We start from the raw sequence: 17,947 nt of genomic DNA, 5'->3' as shown, positions 1-17,947 counted from the left end.
CCTATTCATCACTGAACTGGTAGCCACGCCATGTGGCTACAAACGGAGGAAATATGAGTCAAAGAATGGAGAGAAAATACACATTTCAGCCGAAATGGCACTTACTTTTGGGAACGAGCTTGCTTTTGCTCTTGCTGGTTCCCTGGAACTTGGCATTTGGGGCTGATTGGGTGGTGGCTGGCAATTTTCAGGACGATTTGCCCGGTGCGCCCTGCGGCGAGTGGGACAATGTCTGCGCTGCCACTACCACCGAAGATGCCGACGGCGATGGCGTCAATCGGCTCATTGCTGATGGCTTGCCCGCCGGCAGCTATGAATACAAGGTTGTTGAGTTGGGTAATTGGGACAATGCCCACCCAGCCGACAATGTGGCCATTACCACGGATGGCGGACAGGTGCGCTGGTATTTCCAGCCAGAAAACAGTCTGATAGCCGATAACTTTAGCCAATGTGTGGCGACCGTTGCAGGCAGCTTCCAAAGCCAGCTTGGCGGCGGTGATTGGGCACCCGACAACCTGCGGACTATGCTTTGGCAAGAATCGGTTGGGAGTGATTGGTACAGCCTCACCGCCACCGTGCCCGCTGGTGAGTGGGAATACAAGGTTGCGCGCAACGAAGCCTGGGATGAGAGCTATCCCGCCGATAATGTTGCTTTGAGTTTGGCTGCTGATACCCCCGTCACTTTCCGCTATAACTGTGCCGACAATACGGTAGAACATGAAATCCAAACCACCGCCGACCCGGAATGGGTGGTGGCTGGTAACTTCCAGGATGATTTGCCCGTTTCTGCCGCCTGCGGCGAGTGGAACAATGTTTGTGTTGAGACAGGCATGGAAGACAACAACGGGGACGGCGTTTATCGTTTTGAAGGCAACGATCTGCCTGCTGGTAGCTACGAATACAAAATTGTGGAGTTTGACAATTGGGATAATGCCCATCCGGCGGATAACGTTCCCTTTGCGGCCGATGGCAGCCAGATGCGCTGGTACTTCCAGCCTGGCGACAATCGCGTGGCGGACAATGCCAATCAATGTATTGCTACCGTGGCTGGCAATTTGCAGCCAGTGGTTGGCGGGCCAGAGTGGGCACCAGACAATTTGCGGACGATGCTTTGGCAAGAGGCCGCAGGCAGCGATTGGTACAGCTTTACAGCCACGTTGCCCGTAGGCACTTACGAATACAAGGTTGCCCGCGATGAAGCCTGGGATGAGAGCTATCCGGCAGATAATGTTGTGTTGGATGTGACGGAGGAAACGGCCGTAACCATCCGCTACAACTGCGCCGACAATACGATAGAAGATAGCATCAACAACCCCAGCGGCGGGGCCAGCCACGATAACGACATCTGGTGGGACGATTTGGGCCACAACAGCCGCAATACGCTGTTCCGCACACCCGGTGGGGCGGTGGAGGCCGGTACGGCCGTTACCCTCCGCCTCCGCGCCGCCAGCAACGATCTCACCGGAGCGCAGGTGCGCGTTTGGGACGACCGCCTGAATGTGCAAATGCTGCTGAACATGAGCCGCGTGGCCGATGATGGCACTTACGAATATTGGGAAGCCACCGTCCCCTCCAGTGCCGATCCAACCATTTACTGGTACCGGTTTATTGCTGTGGATGGAACGGCCGTTGCCTACTACGAAGACGATGACACACGCAATGGCGGCTGGGGCCAAACCTTCGGCGACAGCGTGGACAACAGTTGGCAACTCACCGTTTATGATCCCACCTTCCAGACGCCAGATTGGGTGAAAAATGGCATCATGTACCAAATTTTCCCCGAGCGGTTCCGGGATGGCGACCCAACGAACAACCCGCCTGCGGGCGAATTCCATTACGACATTCCCGGAGGCAGCATTGTGCGCTCTGAGGGTACCGATTGGCACACACCGATTTGCGATCCGCGCGATGAGAATGATTGTTTCCAAATCTACGGCCAAAACTTCTACGGTGGCGATTTGCAGGGCATCATCGACAAGCTGGATTATCTGCAAGATTTGGGCGTGACGGTGATCTACCTGAACCCCATCTTTGAATCGCCCTCGAACCACAAATACGACACCACCGATTTTGGCATTATTGATGACAATTTTGGTGATCAGGCATTGTTTGAGATGTTAGCAACCGAGGCCAATGCACGGGGCATTCGTCTGGTGCTGGATGGCGTATTTAACCACTCCTCCTCGGACAGCATCTACTTTGACCGCTACAATCGCTATGCCTCGGAAGGTGCTTGTGAATCGGAAACCAGCGAGTTCCGTGACTGGTACTACTTCTCGCCACAGGACGGTGGGCCATGTGCTGGGGACACCACTTACGAATCCTGGTTTGGCTTCGACAGCTTGCCAAAGCTGGACGCCGGTAACCAGGAAGTGCGCGATTACTTCTGGGCTGGTGGCGAGGATTCGATTGGGCGGTACTGGATGCAGTGGGCTGACGGCTGGCGTTTGGACGTAGCTGGCGACGTGGATTCCGGTCTGACCAATGACCCCAACAACGATTACTGGGAAGGCTTCCGCGATGCGGTTCACACCACCAACCCAGATGCGTACATCGTTGGCGAAGAGTGGAATATTGCCACTGCCTGGACGCTTGGCCAGGAGTGGGATGCCACGATGAATTACCAGTTTGGCTCGGCAATCATGAGCTTCTGGCGGGACAGCGATTTTGTAGACAATGATCACAATTCGGGCAGTTCGGCAGGCATTTTGTCGCCGCTGACGCCATCAGAATTGGATGCACAGCTGCACAATTTAGAAGAACGGTATCCGCCTGAAGCGTTCCAAGCGATGATGAACCTGCTGGGCAGCCACGACACCAATCGTGCCTTGTTCATGCTGGATGAGAATACCGGTTTGCAGGACGATACCCTTTACGACGATCCCAACTACGACTGGAGCGACGCCATGACCCGCCTGCGCGGGGTGGTGCTGCTGCAAATGACGTTGCCCGGTGCGCCAACCATTTACTACGGTGACGAGGTTGGTTTAGTCGGCCCAGTTACCTGGGATGGCTCTACCTGGCAGGATGATCCATACAATCGTCTGCCATACCCGTGGCTGGATGAGACGGGTACGCCGTTCTACAGCCATCTGCAATCGCAAACGAGCCAGGATGACTTGTTTGGCTATTACCAAACGCTAACGGCGGCGCGTAACAACTCAGAGGCGCTTCGTGTAGGCAGTTTCGATACGTTGTTGGTAGATGACGGGGCGAATGTGTACGCATACGGCCGTCTCATGCCAGACTATTCCGATGTAGCGGTTGTGGTGGTTAATCGCGCAGGTTCAGCCCAGGCTGTGACCTTAAATGTGAGCGGCTATCTACCTATCGGCGCAACCTTTACCGATGCGCTAAACGGTGGCAGCTACACCGTGGATGCTGCAGGCAACATCGTGTTGAGCAGCATGCCCAGCATGAGCGGGGCGGTTTTGGTGCTGGATGGCGTGTTGAGTGCGCCACCTGCGGCTGTGATGGATTTGATGGTTACGGCAGTTTCCAGCAATAATGTTGACCTAAGCTGGAGCAATACCGGAGCCAGCAGTTACGACGTCTACCGCAGTTTGGTGAGCGGCGGTGGCTATGCTCTGGTAACGAATGTGATAGGTACCAGCTACAGCGACAGCGGCCTGGACGTAGCGACCAGCTACTATTACGTCGTCGTCAGCCGCGATGATGCCACCGGGCTTGAGGCTGCTCTCTCCAACGAAGCCTCGGCTACAACAGCCTACAGCATCGGCTGGGCCAATTTGCAGTGGCCACCGACGATTACGCACACCATCAGCACCATTACTGGTACAGAAAATGTCTACGGGCAAATCTGGATTGATGGCGTGACCAGCGAGCCTGGTGCCACACCTGGCCTGCTAGCCCAGGTTGGTTTTGGCGCGGTTGGGTCCACACCCGACGATAGCTGGACGTGGACAGACATGACCTTCAACGTAGATTCTGGCAGCAACGATGAGTATGTAGGCAGCATGTTGCCCGATGCGCTAGGCACCTACTGCTACACCACGCGCTACAGCGGGGACGGTGGGGCGACCTGGTTCTACGCTGTAAACGGGCCGGATGAGGGCAATGCGACCTGTCCGGGGCCGTTTGGTGTATTGGCAGTCATTGCTAGCGCGGACACAACCGCGCCTGCTGCTCCGACCAATCTAGCCATAGCGGGCAGCACCAGCGGCAGTATTTCACTGGCCTGGGATGCTCATCCTAACGGCGATGGCGATCTGTTTGGTTTTGAGCTGTACCGGGACGGTACGCGCCTGGCCACCATCGCTGAGTCGGCGGCAACAAGCTACACCGACAGCAGCGTGACAACCGGCGAGACGTACAGCTACTATCTGGTGGCCTTTGATGACAACTATAATCGTTCGGCAGCTTCCAACACGGTGGACGCCACGGCCGAAGCGCGTTTGGTAAGCGTCACTTTCACAGTGGGGGTGCCAGCTTACACGCCGGGCACGGTTTACATTGTGGGCGATTTGGATGCCTTCGGGCCGTGGGATCCTGGTTTGGTGCCAATGACGCAAGTGGATGCGACGACCTGGAGCTACACGCTGGATGTTTTGGACGGTACGGCCGTTCAGTACAAATTCACGCGGGGCAACTGGGAAACGGTAGAAGCTTGGGGTGAAATCGTTGGGTTGACAAACCGTGAAATGGTCGTGAGCTACGGCACGGATGGGACGCAGCTAGTTGATTTAACCGCAACGGATTGGGGCAACGGCCCGGATGATACCAAAGCGGTGCAGCTGTGGCGCGATCCCATCGTAACCGAAAGTAGCCCTGCCGATGGTGCTGTGGATGTGCCAGTGGACACAACGGTTTCCCTCACCTGGAGCTTGCCGATGGATGACGGCACCAGCTTTGAGGTTTCCGGGCCGTCTGGCGTTATTTCTGGTACCTTTGTGATGACGGATACGAATCAAACCGTGATTTTCACGCCCGACATGCCGTTGGCACAGGGAACGACTTACACGGTTTCTGCTAGCGGGCAGGTGAGCAACGGTAACGTGCAGCAAGTGCCGGCATCGTTTAGCTTCACTACCTACGCACCGTCGGTTGATGAGCAGTTTGATGCGCTCATTGCCAAGCTACAAGCCCTGACGGATGCCGGTGATTTCCCTGGCCGCATCGGGCAAATTCTGGTGCTCAGGGCTGAACGGGCCAAGCTAGCGTACAATGCAGGCTTTTACAATCCGGCCATCAGAAATTTGATTGTCATCATTACCGTAACAGACGTGATGGAAAACATTGGATTCATTTCGGCGGCCGATGCGGCTGAAGTGCATGATCTGGCAACAGGCTTAATTTCGGAGATGCTTGATTAGCGACTCAGGCGTTGAATTTAAGTGAATAAAAACGGCCGTTCTCGTGAGGGAACGGCCGTTTTTTTAGGCTAGGTTGTTTTGACCAATTTGCATTTTAGGCAAGGCGATTGATATTGTTCAAATCTTCAAACGCTTTCTTCAGGCGCGTGCGGAAGGAATCTTCAGCCACGCGCAGCCATTTGCGTGGGTCGTAGAACTTCTTGTTGGGCACATCGTCGCCGTCCGGGTTACCGATCTGGCCTTGCAGATAGCCGTGGTTTTTCTGCTCGTAGCCACGCACACCATTCCAGAAGGCCCACTGCAAATCGGTGTCAATGTTCATCTTGATTGCGCCGTAGGAGATCGCCTCGGCAATCTCTTCCGGGCTGGAGCCAGAGCCGCCGTGGAAAACAAAGTTGATCGGTTTTTCGGCGGTGCTAAACTTTTCTTCGATGTATTTTTGAGAGTTGTGCAAAATAATCGGCCGTAGCTGGACGTTGCCCGGCTTGTAAACCCCGTGAACATTGCCAAAGGCTGCGGCCACGGTGAACTTGTCGCTTACCTTCATGAGATGCTCGTAAGCGTAAGCAACTTCTTCGGGTTGGGTGTAAAGGCGGGCGCTGTCTACATCGGTGTTGTCTACGCCGTCTTCTTCACCGCCGGTAATGCCTAGCTCAATTTCCAGCGTCATGCCCATTTTGCTCATGCGCTCCAAGTATCGTTGGCAAATTTCGACATTTTCTTCAATGGGTTCCTCAGACAAATCCAGCATGTGAGAGCTATAGAGCGGGATGCCATGAACTTTGTAAAATGCTTCGCCCGCGTCCAGCATCCCATCAATCCAGGGCAGCAGCTTTTTAGCGGCGTGGTCGGTGTGCAAAATGACGTGAGTGCCGTACATGGCAGCTACCTGGTGTACATGATGCGCTCCAGAAACTGCCCCGGCAACGGCCGCTTTTTGGCTCTCATTACTTAGCCCTTTCCCTGCAAAAAAGGTGGCCCCGCCATTAGAAAACTGCAAAATAACAGGTGAATTGACATCGCGGGCAGTTTCCAAAACACCGTTGACGCTGTTGGTGCCTACCACATTGGCCGCAGGTAACGCATAGCTGTTGGCCTTGGCATGAGTAAAAATTTCCTGAACTTGATCTCCGGTGATAACACCAGCTGGTAGATGACTTAATCCTGACATCGGTAACTCTCCTTAATCTTGATAGCAAATAAATTATGCAGATATTGCTGCACAGCAAACAATAAGCTACCCCCATCAATAAGTATGCAGAGAAATGGGGCAAAATGCCACTCTTTTTGGCACGACAATTCCTGCCATTTATCATACATTATTCACAAACAGCGTAATCGCCCACGTAAGAAATGCTGATTATTGTGCAGTGACGCAGCAAACTTCACAGACATACGCGAGAAAAAGATATGGAAACGGCCGAATTGCAGCTAAAGCCACGCGCTATCATCACTAAATCTAAAGGACAGCAGCAATACAGGAGTATTATGGAGTATCAGCGGATTGTTGTGAAATTAGGAACCAGCGTGCTCACTGGTGGCTCTCCCGAATTGGATCATCCTCACATGGTGGAACTGGTGCGCCAATGTGCAAAGCTGTATCGTCTAGGGAAAGATATTATCATTTGCACCTCAGGGGCAATTGCGGTCGGGCGGCATCGGCTAGGGTTCCCGGATATCCCCAACACTGTTGCTAACAAGCAAATGTTTGCGGCCGTGGGGCAAAGCCGCCTTATGCAAATGTGGGAACGCTATTTTGAGATTTATGGCATCCACGTAGGCCAAATGTTGCTGACGCGGGCAGATGTGACCAATCGTAAGCGGTATCTCAATGCGCGGGATACCTTGCTAACGCTGCTGGACAATCGCATCGTGCCTGTCATTAACGAAAATGATGCTGTTGCCACCGAAGAGATTAAGGTTGGCGACAATGACAATCTTTCGGCACTAGTATCCACATTGGCGGAGGCCGATTTGCTGCTGTTACTCACAGACCAGCCGGGTCTGTTCACGGCCGATCCCCGAACAAACCCCGACGCGGAGCTTATTCCCGAAGTACACAAGATTGATGAAACGGTGAAAGCGTTGGCTGGTGGCAGCGTGAGTGGCCTGGGCGTTGGGGGGATGGCAACCAAGCTACAAGCGGCCGATGTGGCACGTCGCGCGGGGGCAGATGTAGTGATTGCTGCTGGCAGTGCGCCAAACGTTATTGCCCGCATTGCCGGGGGAGAGCCGGTGGGAACTCGATTCCCCGCTTTGGAAAATCCGTTGGAAAACCGCAAGCGCTGGATTTTTGCGGGGCGGAAGCCGCAAGGCTGTGTACGTATTGATGCGGGGGCGGTGCGGGCGTTGTTGGAAAACGGCCGTTCCCTGTTGCCTGCAGGTATTACGGCCGTTATTGGTACATTCACTCGCGGGGACACTATTTGCATCGAGGGGCCAGATGGGAAAGAATTGGCGCGAGGCATCGCCCGCTACACTAGCAGCGATTTGCACCAAATTGCGGGGCTGCATTCTGACCAAATTGAAGGGGAGTTAGGCTATGGCTACGGGTCAGTAGTCGTACATCGGAACGATTTGATTTTGTTGTAGATTTTTTAGCCACAGAGAACACAGAGGGAAAAGAGAAAATTCTCTTAATCTCTGTGGCAAAGGCAAATTTACGTAAACTGCAAGAAGAGTTTAGAAAATTAGAGACCAATCGCAGTTTGCATTCAGGAGAATGTGATGACTGATTTAATAGCGATGGGGAAGGCAGCCAAAGCTGCCGGGCGGGTGTTGGCAACCCTGACGACAGACGAGAAGAACGCTGCTTTGCTGGCGATTGCTGATGAATTGGAGGCGCAAACCGAAGCCGTTTTGGCCCAGAACGCGCTGGATATTGAAGACGGCCGTAAAAAAGGACTCAGCGAAGGCTTACTCGATCGGCTGCTGCTTACCGAAGCGCGCATGGCTGGCCTGGCTGCCGACACCCGCAAGGTTGTCAGCTTGCCTGACCCGGTGGGGGCGGAATTTGACAGCCGCGTGCTGCCCAACGGCCTGCGCCTCAGCCGCCGTCGTATTCCAGTGGGGGTGCTGGGCGTTATTTATGAGGCACGCCCCAATGTGACGATTGACATCGCTACGTTGTGCCTGAAGACGGGCAACGCCGCCATTATGCGGGGCGGCAGCGAAACATTACGCAGCAATTTGGCGCTGGTGAACGTGATTCAGGCAGCGTTGGAGAAAGTGGGCTTGCCAGGTACGGCCGTTCAGTACATTGACAATCCTGACCGCGCCCTGGTTGCCGAGATGATGCGGCTGGACAAATATATAGATATGCTTATCCCGCGGGGTGGGGCAGGCTTGCACCGCCTTTGCCGCGAGCAAGCGACCATTCCCGTCATCACTGGCGGCATTGGCATTTGCCACGTCTTTGTGGATGAGAGTGCCAATCAGGAGAAGGCGTTGGACATCATCGAGAACGCCAAAGTGCAGCGGCCCAGCGTATGCAACGCGCTAGACACGGTGCTAGTGCATCCCGCCATCGCCGATGACTTTTTGCCCAAAGTGGCCAATCGGATGGCACAAAATGATGTGGAGCTGCGTCCGGCTGGACGCGCGCTGGACATTTTGAGCGGCAACGGACACGGTGCCAAAGTGGTGCCTGCTGGCCCCGATGATTTCAGCACGGAGTGGATGAGTCTGATTCTGGGTGTGAAAATTATGGAATTGGACGAAGCAATTGACCACATTGATGCCCATAGCATGGAGCACAGCGACAGCATCGTGACCAACAACTGGCAAAACGCCACCAAATTTGTGAATGAGGTAAATAGTTCGGCCGTTTTTGTGAATGCCAGCACCCGCTTCAATGACGGTGGACAGTTTGGCCTGGGCGCCGAGGTGGCTGTAAGCACCCAAAAGCTACACGCTCGCGGCCCGATGGGGCTGGAAGAACTGACCACTTACAAGTGGGTTTGTTTTGGAGATGGGCATATACGGCCGTAACCCCTCATAGTCTTCTATAAAAAATAAAAACGCACAGGCAACTGTGCGTTTTTTGTTTGGGAGTGCTTGATCATTTACTGATAGATAATGTGAAACGGCCGTTTAAAACACCCAGATAATCGTCGCCAAAACAACCACAACGCTCGCTACCAAAGCAACAGGAATAGCCCGTACGGCAAACTGAAGTTTCCGAAAAGTCTTTAGCATCGATTTCCGATCATTGACATGGGGAAACGGTATAGACGGAATGGGCACATCCAAAAATTGGCATAGTGGTTCCCAGCCCTCCTTCACGCTGAAAACAAGCAGCTTATCTGCAGGAACCGTGCGCTTCACCTCTGCCGTATGTTGTTCAAAAATTTCAATCGCCCGTTGCCGATTCTCAAACTCCCCTTCAAACACGCCATCCCAGATAATATTGCTCACCATCCCCTGAAGCTGCCCAATCCGTTTTACGGCGCGTTGTAACCAACTGGGAAACAATTTATCTTTGACCCCTCGATAAATGGTATCGTAGGTGCTTTGATACCAACTTTCTGAGTCTCGAACAGTATGTACTACTTTGGCATCGGGAAAAGTCTCTAAAAGCTCCTGATAATAAACGCAGCCGGGAAAATCCACCGTTGCCCCAAACGCTTGAAATAACTGTTGCCAATCGGCAGACTGACCTTGGCTGATATGATACCAAGTTTCAGTGTGTCCTGCGTCAGCCAATGCCTCTTCCATATGATAACAACGCCCAAAACCTAACTGCTCCAGTGCCAATTTCATTGACTTTGTTCCCGTTCGACCAAATCCTGATCCTATGACTTTCATTTTGTACTCCTTTTTGTAAGTTGCTGCTACTCACTGCTCACTACTCACTGATTACTATTTACTGATGCTACGGTAAGTTCTTGCTCATAAACCCACTCCAGCACCACATCTTGACCTGCCGCATACTCTGCATAAGTTGGTTCGATGATGTGGCTGGGAGCTAGACTGCCAGCGGCCACACCATGTTTCAAGAACTGTGTGTAGCAATAGGGGTGATCCTCACACCCATTCTCCCAATCATGGTAGCCCGTGGCATATCTCACTTTGAATCCGGAATTTGGTAGATGGAAGTCGATACCAAATTCCCCCCAATATTGTTCACGATCCCCCATCGGCGAGCCGATGATCATGACTTTCTCGCCGCCATAATATTTCAGCAAGCCAGCGCTGTTGATGGCTGCCGAGAATGTTTGGGAACCGACGAGGATGTATAAACGGCCGTTATCCGCCACCTTGTCCGGCAACCACTTGGCAGCCTCAACGAACAACACAAAGTCACCGCCGTCATTGGCACGTAGATCAACCACTAAGTATTGCAAGGAACCATCCGGCAGTGGCTTGAGATTGTCATCAAAAAAGGATTGAATGGATTGCTCCTGGGTGTTAACCATTTCCTGTATGCGGACGTAGCCACCGTCGTTTTGGAGCGGTGTCCACATATAAAGCTGATCCATTTGTCGCAAATAAAGCGGCACTTCGTCAGCCGAAATGTCCTGCAAAGCCCGCACCCACTCATCCCCTTCAACCGGCCAAGCCTCAGCATCCAGGTTCTTATTGGTTCGGGGAAAAGGGATGTTTTCTGGGGCTAGGGGCAATTGGGCATTCAATTCAACTTGAAGGGTGTTGCCAGATTGATCTTCAACAGCTAATGTGTAGCCATCAGGCGAATCTACCAAATCGGCTGCATGTAATAGCTGGGGAGATTCCAGCAGGATGACGCTGTTTAATCGTTGCCAAACGGCCGTACCGCCAGAGTAACTATCCAAAATTGCCAAGATCGTATCAATAGGCTGGCCGTCAATTTCAATGACACGCCTGCCGATCAGCGGCTCATGCTCGGCTAAAGCCCGCACCACATACAAACCATCCTGGAAATAAAAATAGCGTACACCGACAGAGTTAAATTCGCCCCGAATCGGCCATGGTGACATCCCTGTGTGTCCATTATCGGCCAGAGCAGTCGCTTTGGCACCCAGCATATATAAGTCGGCGAGACTCATCGAGTCAACATTCTGTTTGCTGCTGACGAGGAGTTGTACAAACTCGGCTCTGGCTGCCTCGTCAAAGCTGCGGTCATAGTTCAACAATTTTTCTAGGTATTCAATATCTTGTAGGTGTGCCTCGGCTTCATTGGCAGGCGTCGAGCCATGCCTGGGCATGAAGATGGGGCTAAAGGTGGCGATCTGTTTGATAAGTGACCAATTGGCAACAGTGATTGATGTCAGAGCGATAGCTAGAACAAGTAAAATTTTTTTCATTGTTTATTCTCCAAATGGTTTATTTGTTTTGCTTCTTGGTAGCCATCGTAGGCTAATGCGGTGTTGATAATGAATACGGCCGTAAACATAGTTCCCCACAACTGTGGCAACGGTTTCTGAATAGAGAACTCAACGTAGGTGAGCAGGATTGCTCCCAGGGTCAATGCGATACCAACCGTTTTACGACGGCCGTTGTGCAACGTTCCTAATCCAGCAAAGAAAAAGTTTCCTACTGCGGCAAGCCATGGTTTTTTCATCATTCATTCTCCTGTAAATGGGATTGATTGCCTGTGGCGGGGTGCAGGCGAGCGACGAGCAAGATCGAAATGCCGAGGTCGCGGATGCGAGCCAGTAATCCGTAGAGGGCGGCTTGGTCTTCGACTTCACCAATGAGAATCGTGTGACCCGCATCCGTGTGTGTTAGCTCAAAATTACCCAGCCATGAAGACCAGTCGCCATCAATGTTGTTCTGTAGCTTAATCTTGTATTGTTCAGCCACGCTTTACCTCGCTTCAAGCAAAACTTAATGTAATGAAGGCAGGATAGCGGGAAGCGAGGCAGCGCCACATCGTCCGAAATGTGTATGGGGGGTGTAAATGGGGTGTAAGTGAGGGTTATTCTAAATTGACAAGGCCCAATTCGTAAGCGCGGGCGGTGGCTTCGGCGCGATTGTTAATTCCTAGCTTGGTGTAGATGTTGATGACATGGCGCTTGGCGGTGCTGGGGGCGATGGTTAATTTGAGGGCGATCTCTTGGTTGGTGAGCCCACTGGCGATGAGCTGGAGCACTTCACGTTCACGAGGGCTAAGGGGGTTGTTTGTTGAGGGGAAGTCGGGTTGCAGAATAGCGGGGAAATGGGTAAGGAGGGTAGCGGCGTAACTCGGTGCATTCTGTTCTTGTGCAAGCTTGTACAGCAGTTGGCGTAACGGCTCTCCCTCATCAATAAAGAGACGGATGTAGCCGGGGGAAACGGCCGTTTCTACCGCACGATGCAACCACATCAAAGCGGCCGTGTTTTCACCCATTTTATGGTAGGCATGACAGAGTAAAACGGCCGTTGGCAACCAAAGCCCAAACCGCCCATCAGCTTCTGCCTGAACAGCCACCTCTTCTAGCAGCGGCACAGCCTCTGGCGACCGATCTAAAGTCACCAAGGCGCGTGCATGAGTCAGGGGGTCTGCCGCACCCCCCACCAACTGGGCTAAGTTGCGTTCGATGGCTGTTTGCAAAGCGGGGGTCGGCTGCTGCTGGTACAAAGCACATCTTATCGTCAGCAAAGATATGGTCAACTGTCGGCGGATATACGGAGGGTTTTCTGCACGCTCCATTCCCTGTAATTGTGTCAAAATAGGAGGAATGGCGTCTAGTTGACCCTGTGCCAGACGTAATCGCGCCAAGGCCAGCAAGCCGAGGCATTGATCAAATGGGTTGTTGATCAGCACCGGCTTATCCCCGTCTACCAACTGGGTTTCTGCCTCGTCTAAGCGATTCCAATGGTAATAAATTCGTCCCAGCAAGAGGTGGATGGGCGCAGCCGCCACAAGTTTCCTGTTTTTGTCGCCCAGGCGTATCGCCCATTGTTGCTCGACCTTCAGGCCATCGTGACAAATGGCTTCAGCTTCGTGCAGCCTCCCTTGGTCGAGAAACAGTCCACCTAAGCCACGCGAAGCGTTCATGGTTCCCAGCAGATTGCCAATTTTCCGATTAAGTGCTATGGCTGTCTCATACGTTTGTTGAGCCTGGGCGTCGTTATTGTGAAAATGGTAGCTATAGGCCAAAGAGTTGAGGGTTACGGCTCGCATTGTCACATTCCCGCTAGTGTGTTCTAATGCTTTGAGCTGTGCTTCCGCTTTTTCCAAGAGAGCAATCGCTTTGACGTTATTCCCTTGCCCAGCAGCTAGAGTCCCTCGCAGGACGAGCAGGTAGACGGCCGTATCGGCAATTTCTAAAGGCAAATGAGCGATTGTTTCCTCTACTTCGTTTTGATGGCCGTCAAATAGTAGCGCCCAAGCATAATTGAGCGTGAGCTTTAAGCTTTTCTGACGCCAAGCCAGTGGCAATCGTTTACCCCATAAAAGTATCTTGCTAATCTCGCCGCGGTATAACCAAGTTTCACTGTAGTCGGTTAAGAGGGCTGTGGCCCGCTCGAAATTGGCGGCATTCAGCCCGTGCTGAACTGCTTCTTCATAGTATCCTGCCTGTTCAAACCAGCGGCTGGCACGCTCATGGATCACATTTGCCAGCTCTGGCTGTTCTCGCCGACTTTGCTGCTGTAGCAAGTCGGCAAATAGATGGTGGTACCGATACCAGCGTCGCTCGTTGTCTAAGGGAATGAGAAAGAGGTTTGCGCTTTCTAGCTGCTCTAAAATAACCTGTGAGGGTGAGTCGGCGGTTTCGGTATGGCCCATTACGGCATCACACAAGGGGGCGCAAAGTCTGTCTAATACGGCCGTTTTCAGCAAAAATTCGCGGGTGCCTTGGGGGCGTCGTGCCAGTACTTCTTCGGCAAGATAATCAAAAATAAAGCGATTGGAGCTTGTGAAGCTTTGAATGAAGCCATCAACATCGGCCTGACCTTGTAGGGATAGCGCAGCCATTTGCAAGCCAGCTACCCAGCCTTCGGTGCGTGTTTCTAGAGCAGAAACGACCGTTTCCGGCAAATTAAGCGCCATCAAATCATTCAAGAAATCATCCGCCTCACCCAAGGAAAAGCGTAAATCTTGCTGGCGAATTTCTGTCACTTGATAACGCACACGCCAGCGCATGAGCGAAAAAGGAGGGTCTGCCCGACTACTAAGCAAGAGATGAAAATGGTGAGGTGCGTGTTCGATAAGAAAAGTGACCCCTTCATGAATAACACGACTGCTAATGAGGTGGTAATCGTCCAAAACAAGGATGATTGGCGGGCTCGTTTGAGCCAGGTCATTCACCAGTTCAGTGAGAAGAGGCTGTATGTTGTGCGTTTGGACTGAGGGTAGTTGTTCAAGCAGCGCTCGTCCTAAACGGCCGTCTATCTTCTGCAAGGCAGTGATAAAGTAAGTCAAAAAACGAACCAGATCATTGTCGTTTTCATCTAAGGAGTACCATCCCAAACGCCACTCGCCTCGTGCCTCAAGCTGTCGCCCCCAATGGGCCACCAGCGTAGTTTTGCCAAATCCAGCCGGAGCGGAGACAAGTGTGAGACGGCCGTTAAGACCTGCCTCAAGCTGCGCCGTCAAATTGGAACGAGGCACAAGATCGCTCCGCGTTGTAGGCAAATAGAGCTTGGTTTGCAGCAGGGTTTCAACCATGCGGTTATTATAGGAGAAAACAAGGAAAGAGGAAGATCAGTTTGATTGCTGATGTGTGCGCGGCGGGGTATGATTTGCGCTCATGACAGATATGATTCGGCGAGAGCCAGACAGACCTATTGTGTTCGGCGTGGCGGGTGGTACGGCATCGGGCAAGACAACAGTAGCAAGAGCAATTTTGGAGGCGGTTGGCGCTTCGCAAGTTGCGTATATGCCCCACGATGCATACTATCGTGACCAGCCCCAGCTTTCTTTTGAAGAACGTACCCAACTCAACTACGATCATCCCAATTCGCTAGAAACCAAATTGATGGTGAAGCAGATCAAGCAGCTTTTGGAGGGAAAAGAAGTGCATGTGCCCGTGTACGACTTTACCAGCCATCGTCGCACTCAGGAGACGGTTTTGGTGGAGCCTGCTCCCATCATTTTGGTGGATGGTATTTTGATTTTTACCAAGCGGCGATTGCGCGAGCTAATGGACATCAAAGTTTACGTAGATACTGACGCAGACGTGCGCTTTATTCGTCGCTTGCAGCGAGACATGGAGGAGCGCGGGCGTTCTCTGCAATCTGTGGTGACGCAATATTTAGAAACGGTGCGCCCCATGCACCTGAAGTTTGTGGAGCCAAGCAAACGGTTTGCCGATGTGATTATTCCTAACGGTGGCCTAAACCGGGTGGCGATGGAGATGGTGGTGAGCCAGCTACGAGCGCTGCTACCGAATTAATTTGCCACAGGCTTGTGCTGAGCGGAGCCGAAGTAGATCACAGAGGATTTTGAGCTAGTTTGCGGTATTGGGTGAGGGTGGATGCGGCCGTTTTCTCCCAAGAAAATTTAGCGGCCTGCACCAATCCTTTTTGTGCCAACTCGGCTAATTGTTCTTCGTTTTGCGCCAATTTCTGCAGCACAGCGGCCATCTGCTGGATGTTGGTAGGGTCAAAATAGGCAACTGCGTCGCCACCCACTTCTGGCAGGCTGGACGCATTGCCACAGGCAACGGCCGTACCGCAAGCCATCGCTTCCAACACGGGCAAACCAAACCCCTCCACCAGACTAGGAAATACAAACAGAGTCGCGCCGCTGTAGAGTGCGGGCAAATCGGCATCGTCAATGCGGCCAATGAATTTGATCTGATGAGTGAGATTTTGTTCGGCTACGGCCGTTTTCACATCCCCATAGCGCGCATCCCAAGCCCCGGCAATGATGAGTGGTGGCGCATCCTGCCTGGTTTGCGTGGCCACTTTCCAGGCGGCGATTAGTCGTGCCAAATTTTTATGCGGCTTGTTGCTGCCCAGATAAAGTACAAATCGTTCTGGCAGGTTTAGCTTTTGGCGCAGGGTGGCAACGGCCGTTTCTGGCTGTGGCTCGAATCGGTCATCTGCTGCTAGCGGAACGACAGATATTTTCGCGTAGTCAATCTTGCGGCTTGCCAAAAAGAGTTGCCGTGTTGCCTCAGAAATGGCCAGAAAATGGCTACCAGCTCGTAACGATAGCCAAGTTGCCAGGCGGGTGAACAGCCGCGCCCGGAGCGACACTAGCTGCGGAAATTGCTCTGGAATTAGGTCGTACAGGGTGAGTAGGGTGGGGACACCGGGGCGGTAAGGCATGAGGTAGTAGGCGCTGTGGTAAACGGTGGCTTTCATTTGGCGGAGCAGGTGGGGGATTTGCCACTGTTGGGCAAGGGAGAAGGGGGAAACGGCCGTTGCTACTCGCATGACGTTCTTATCAGCTTCCGGAAGTGGCCAGCCAGCCTCTGGCGGATGGAACAGCAAAAGCTGCTCCTCTGCCGCCAGCAGAGGAGCCAAGTGGCGAGCAAGCTGGCTTACGTAACGCCCAATGCCCGGAAAATGAGCGGTGGCGGTGCGGGCATCCAAGACATAGCGCTTCATGAGTTACTCGCCACTGTTTTTTGGAGCACGGCTGAGAATTTTGCGGCCGCTAGCTCAATTGTAAACCGTTCTCTGACTCGCGCTTTGCCTGCCAGGCCCATCTGCCTGGCACGCTCAGGCTTTGCAATGAGCGTGCCCACTGCACTGGCTAATGCCTCTTCGTCAGCAGGGGGAACGAGCAGCCCTGTTTCTTCATGGCGCACAATTTCTGGCAATGCGCCGTGTGCAAAGGCAACCACCGGTTTGCCTGCGGCCATCGCCTCGATATTGACCAGACCAAAGGGTTCCGGATCGCCAGAGTGGACGAAAATATCTATTGCCGCCAGCGCGTCGCCTACATTTAGCAAATGACCGGTAAAATGCACTTTGTTTGTTAGTTGGTTTTGTTGCACAGTGCCCCTAAGAAAATTCGTATAGCCATTATCCGCATCAAAAACCACACCACCAACAATAAGAAAATGAGCATTGGGATGGGTGGGGGAGACGACCGTTGCCATCCTGACAAACCGATGCTGCCCTTTCCACGGCCGTAAGCGCCCCATAATGCCCACCAACGGCGCATCGTTTGGGATACCGTGGGTCTGCCGAAAAGCATGGCCGTTGCGCTCCGCAGAAAATTTGCTTAGATTGATGCCGTTGTGAATGATTGTTACGTTGGGGCATGGCAGATGGCTGGCTGTAGCCGCGGAATTGGCAATGACGTGGGCAGCGGTGGCGCACAACGCTCTCTTGAGCAGCGCATCTACCTGACGAAACCGGGGCGCGGTTTCTCCAAGCCAAAAATCGCGCATGTGCCAGAGGAACAGCCGTTTACCCAATTTAGCCGCCAAAGCCACGTAAAAGGCAGCACGAACAGTGTTGGCGACCATCGCCTGGGCATTAACTTTGTTGGCAATTTGTGCGATGGCACGCGCCCCTCGCAGCCAATCGGCTCCAACCCGCACAGAGCGGCGCAGGCGTGGCAGTGGCAGGTGGTGGCAAGGCACGCCAAGCTGCTGGGCAGCATCTGCCAAATCACCAACTGGGCAAGCCAAGTAAGGTTGCCATAGGGTTTTGTCTAAATGTGCCATCAACAGCAACAGGCTGTGTTCTGCACCACCCAGCCGCTGGGCATGATCCACAAACAAAATTGGCATTGGCGTTTCATATTC

At 53.0% G+C, this 17,947-nt stretch carries 12 protein-coding genes; 4 read left to right on the top strand and 8 right to left on the bottom strand.

Annotated features, from left to right (window positions below):
- Nucleotides 1–53: 53 nt before the first annotated feature.
- Nucleotides 54–5,333: an alpha amylase N-terminal ig-like domain-containing protein gene (locus ACOQPM_RS17745; RefSeq protein WP_420631600.1), complete on the top strand. Its 5,280-nt coding sequence runs from the start codon at nt 54–56 to the stop codon at nt 5,331–5,333.
- Nucleotides 5,334–5,427: 94 nt separating this feature from the next.
- On the opposite strand, the gene fbaA is transcribed toward ACOQPM_RS17745, so the two are convergent.
- Entirely contained in the window at nt 5,428–6,504 is a 1,077-nt protein-coding gene (gene fbaA / locus ACOQPM_RS17740) for a class II fructose-bisphosphate aldolase (protein WP_420631599.1), read from the bottom strand.
- A gap of 317 nt (nt 6,505–6,821) precedes the next feature.
- On the opposite strand from fbaA, the gene proB reads away from it, so the two are divergent.
- Together proB and ACOQPM_RS17730 are read left to right on the top strand one after the other, a co-directional pair.
- A complete protein-coding gene (gene proB / locus ACOQPM_RS17735; RefSeq protein ID WP_420632424.1) occupies nt 6,822–7,925 on the top strand; it encodes a glutamate 5-kinase in 1,104 nt (367 codons plus the stop codon).
- Nucleotides 7,926–8,060: 135 nt separating this feature from the next.
- On the top strand, nt 8,061–9,323 hold the full coding sequence (locus tag ACOQPM_RS17730) for a glutamate-5-semialdehyde dehydrogenase (RefSeq protein ID WP_420631598.1): 1,263 nt from the start codon (nt 8,061–8,063) through the stop codon (nt 9,321–9,323).
- A 102-nt stretch (nt 9,324–9,425) separates the two neighbouring features.
- Here the strand turns inward: ACOQPM_RS17730 and ACOQPM_RS17725 are convergent, their stop codons facing one another.
- From ACOQPM_RS17725 to ACOQPM_RS17705, 5 genes are all read right to left on the bottom strand, one after another.
- On the bottom strand, nt 9,426–10,139 hold the full coding sequence (locus tag ACOQPM_RS17725) for a sulfotransferase family protein (protein ID WP_420631597.1): 714 nt from the start codon (nt 10,137–10,139) through the stop codon (nt 9,426–9,428).
- Nucleotides 10,140–10,183: 44 nt separating this feature from the next.
- Nucleotides 10,184–11,617: a S41 family peptidase gene (locus ACOQPM_RS17720; protein WP_420631596.1), complete on the bottom strand. Its 1,434-nt coding sequence runs from the start codon at nt 11,615–11,617 to the stop codon at nt 10,184–10,186.
- Nucleotides 11,614–11,877, bottom strand: coding sequence for a hypothetical protein (locus ACOQPM_RS17715; protein WP_420631595.1), 264 nt, complete (start codon nt 11,875–11,877; stop codon nt 11,614–11,616). Before ACOQPM_RS17715 ends, ACOQPM_RS17720 begins: the two co-directional genes overlap by 4 nt.
- Nucleotides 11,874–12,116 (bottom strand): hypothetical protein, encoded by a 243-nt coding sequence (locus ACOQPM_RS17710; RefSeq protein ID WP_420631594.1) that lies wholly within the window; start codon nt 12,114–12,116, stop codon nt 11,874–11,876. The genes ACOQPM_RS17715 and ACOQPM_RS17710 overlap by 4 nt, the downstream gene beginning before the upstream one ends.
- 115 nt (nt 12,117–12,231) lie before the next feature.
- The gene (locus ACOQPM_RS17705; protein WP_420631593.1) at nt 12,232–14,907 is read right to left on the bottom strand and encodes a LuxR C-terminal-related transcriptional regulator; all 2,676 of its coding nucleotides are present in this window, start codon (nt 14,905–14,907) and stop codon (nt 12,232–12,234) included.
- Nucleotides 14,908–14,989: 82 nt separating this feature from the next.
- On the opposite strand from ACOQPM_RS17705, the gene udk reads away from it, so the two are divergent.
- Nucleotides 14,990–15,634 carry a uridine kinase gene (udk, locus tag ACOQPM_RS17700; protein ID WP_420631592.1) on the top strand — a complete coding sequence of 215 codons (645 nt, stop codon included), beginning with the start codon at nt 14,990–14,992 and terminating at the stop codon, nt 15,632–15,634.
- Nucleotides 15,635–15,671: 37 nt separating this feature from the next.
- Here the strand turns inward: udk and ACOQPM_RS17695 are convergent, their stop codons facing one another.
- Together ACOQPM_RS17695 and ACOQPM_RS17690 are read right to left on the bottom strand one after the other, a co-directional pair.
- Complete coding sequence (locus ACOQPM_RS17695) at nt 15,672–16,796, bottom strand: glycosyltransferase family 4 protein (RefSeq protein ID WP_420631591.1); 1,125 nt, start codon at nt 16,794–16,796, stop codon at nt 15,672–15,674.
- Entirely contained in the window at nt 16,793–17,932 is a 1,140-nt protein-coding gene (locus ACOQPM_RS17690; RefSeq protein ID WP_420631590.1) for a glycosyltransferase family 4 protein, read from the bottom strand. Before ACOQPM_RS17690 ends, ACOQPM_RS17695 begins: the two co-directional genes overlap by 4 nt.
- Nucleotides 17,933–17,947 lie beyond the last annotated feature (15 nt).

The organism is Candidatus Leptofilum sp., from assembly GCF_965223525.1.
Classification (GTDB): Bacteria; Chloroflexota; Anaerolineae; order Promineifilales; family Promineifilaceae; genus Leptofilum.
The sequence above is the reverse complement of the archived record's forward strand: the minus strand, read 5'-3'. Positions and strand labels throughout refer to the sequence as shown.

Bases quoted from the DNA above. Each gene is read 5' to 3' on its own strand.
- ACOQPM_RS17745 (WP_420631600.1), top strand. From the start codon at position 54: ATGAGTCAAAGAATGGAGAGAAAATACACATTTCAGCCGAAATGGCAC.
- fbaA (WP_420631599.1), bottom strand. From the start codon at position 6,504: ATGTCAGGATTAAGTCATCTACCAGCTGGTGTTATCACCGGAGATCAA.
- proB (WP_420632424.1), top strand. From the start codon at position 6,822: ATGGAGTATCAGCGGATTGTTGTGAAATTAGGAACCAGCGTGCTCACT.
- ACOQPM_RS17730 (WP_420631598.1), top strand. From the start codon at position 8,061: ATGACTGATTTAATAGCGATGGGGAAGGCAGCCAAAGCTGCCGGGCGG.
- ACOQPM_RS17725 (WP_420631597.1), bottom strand. From the start codon at position 10,139: ATGAAAGTCATAGGATCAGGATTTGGTCGAACGGGAACAAAGTCAATG.
- ACOQPM_RS17720 (WP_420631596.1), bottom strand. From the start codon at position 11,617: ATGAAAAAAATTTTACTTGTTCTAGCTATCGCTCTGACATCAATCACT.
- ACOQPM_RS17715 (WP_420631595.1), bottom strand. From the start codon at position 11,877: ATGATGAAAAAACCATGGCTTGCCGCAGTAGGAAACTTTTTCTTTGCT.
- ACOQPM_RS17705 (WP_420631593.1), bottom strand. From the start codon at position 14,907: ATGGTTGAAACCCTGCTGCAAACCAAGCTCTATTTGCCTACAACGCGG.
- udk (WP_420631592.1), top strand. From the start codon at position 14,990: ATGACAGATATGATTCGGCGAGAGCCAGACAGACCTATTGTGTTCGGC.
- ACOQPM_RS17695 (WP_420631591.1), bottom strand. From the start codon at position 16,796: ATGAAGCGCTATGTCTTGGATGCCCGCACCGCCACCGCTCATTTTCCG.
- ACOQPM_RS17690 (WP_420631590.1), bottom strand. From the start codon at position 17,932: ATGCCAATTTTGTTTGTGGATCATGCCCAGCGGCTGGGTGGTGCAGAA.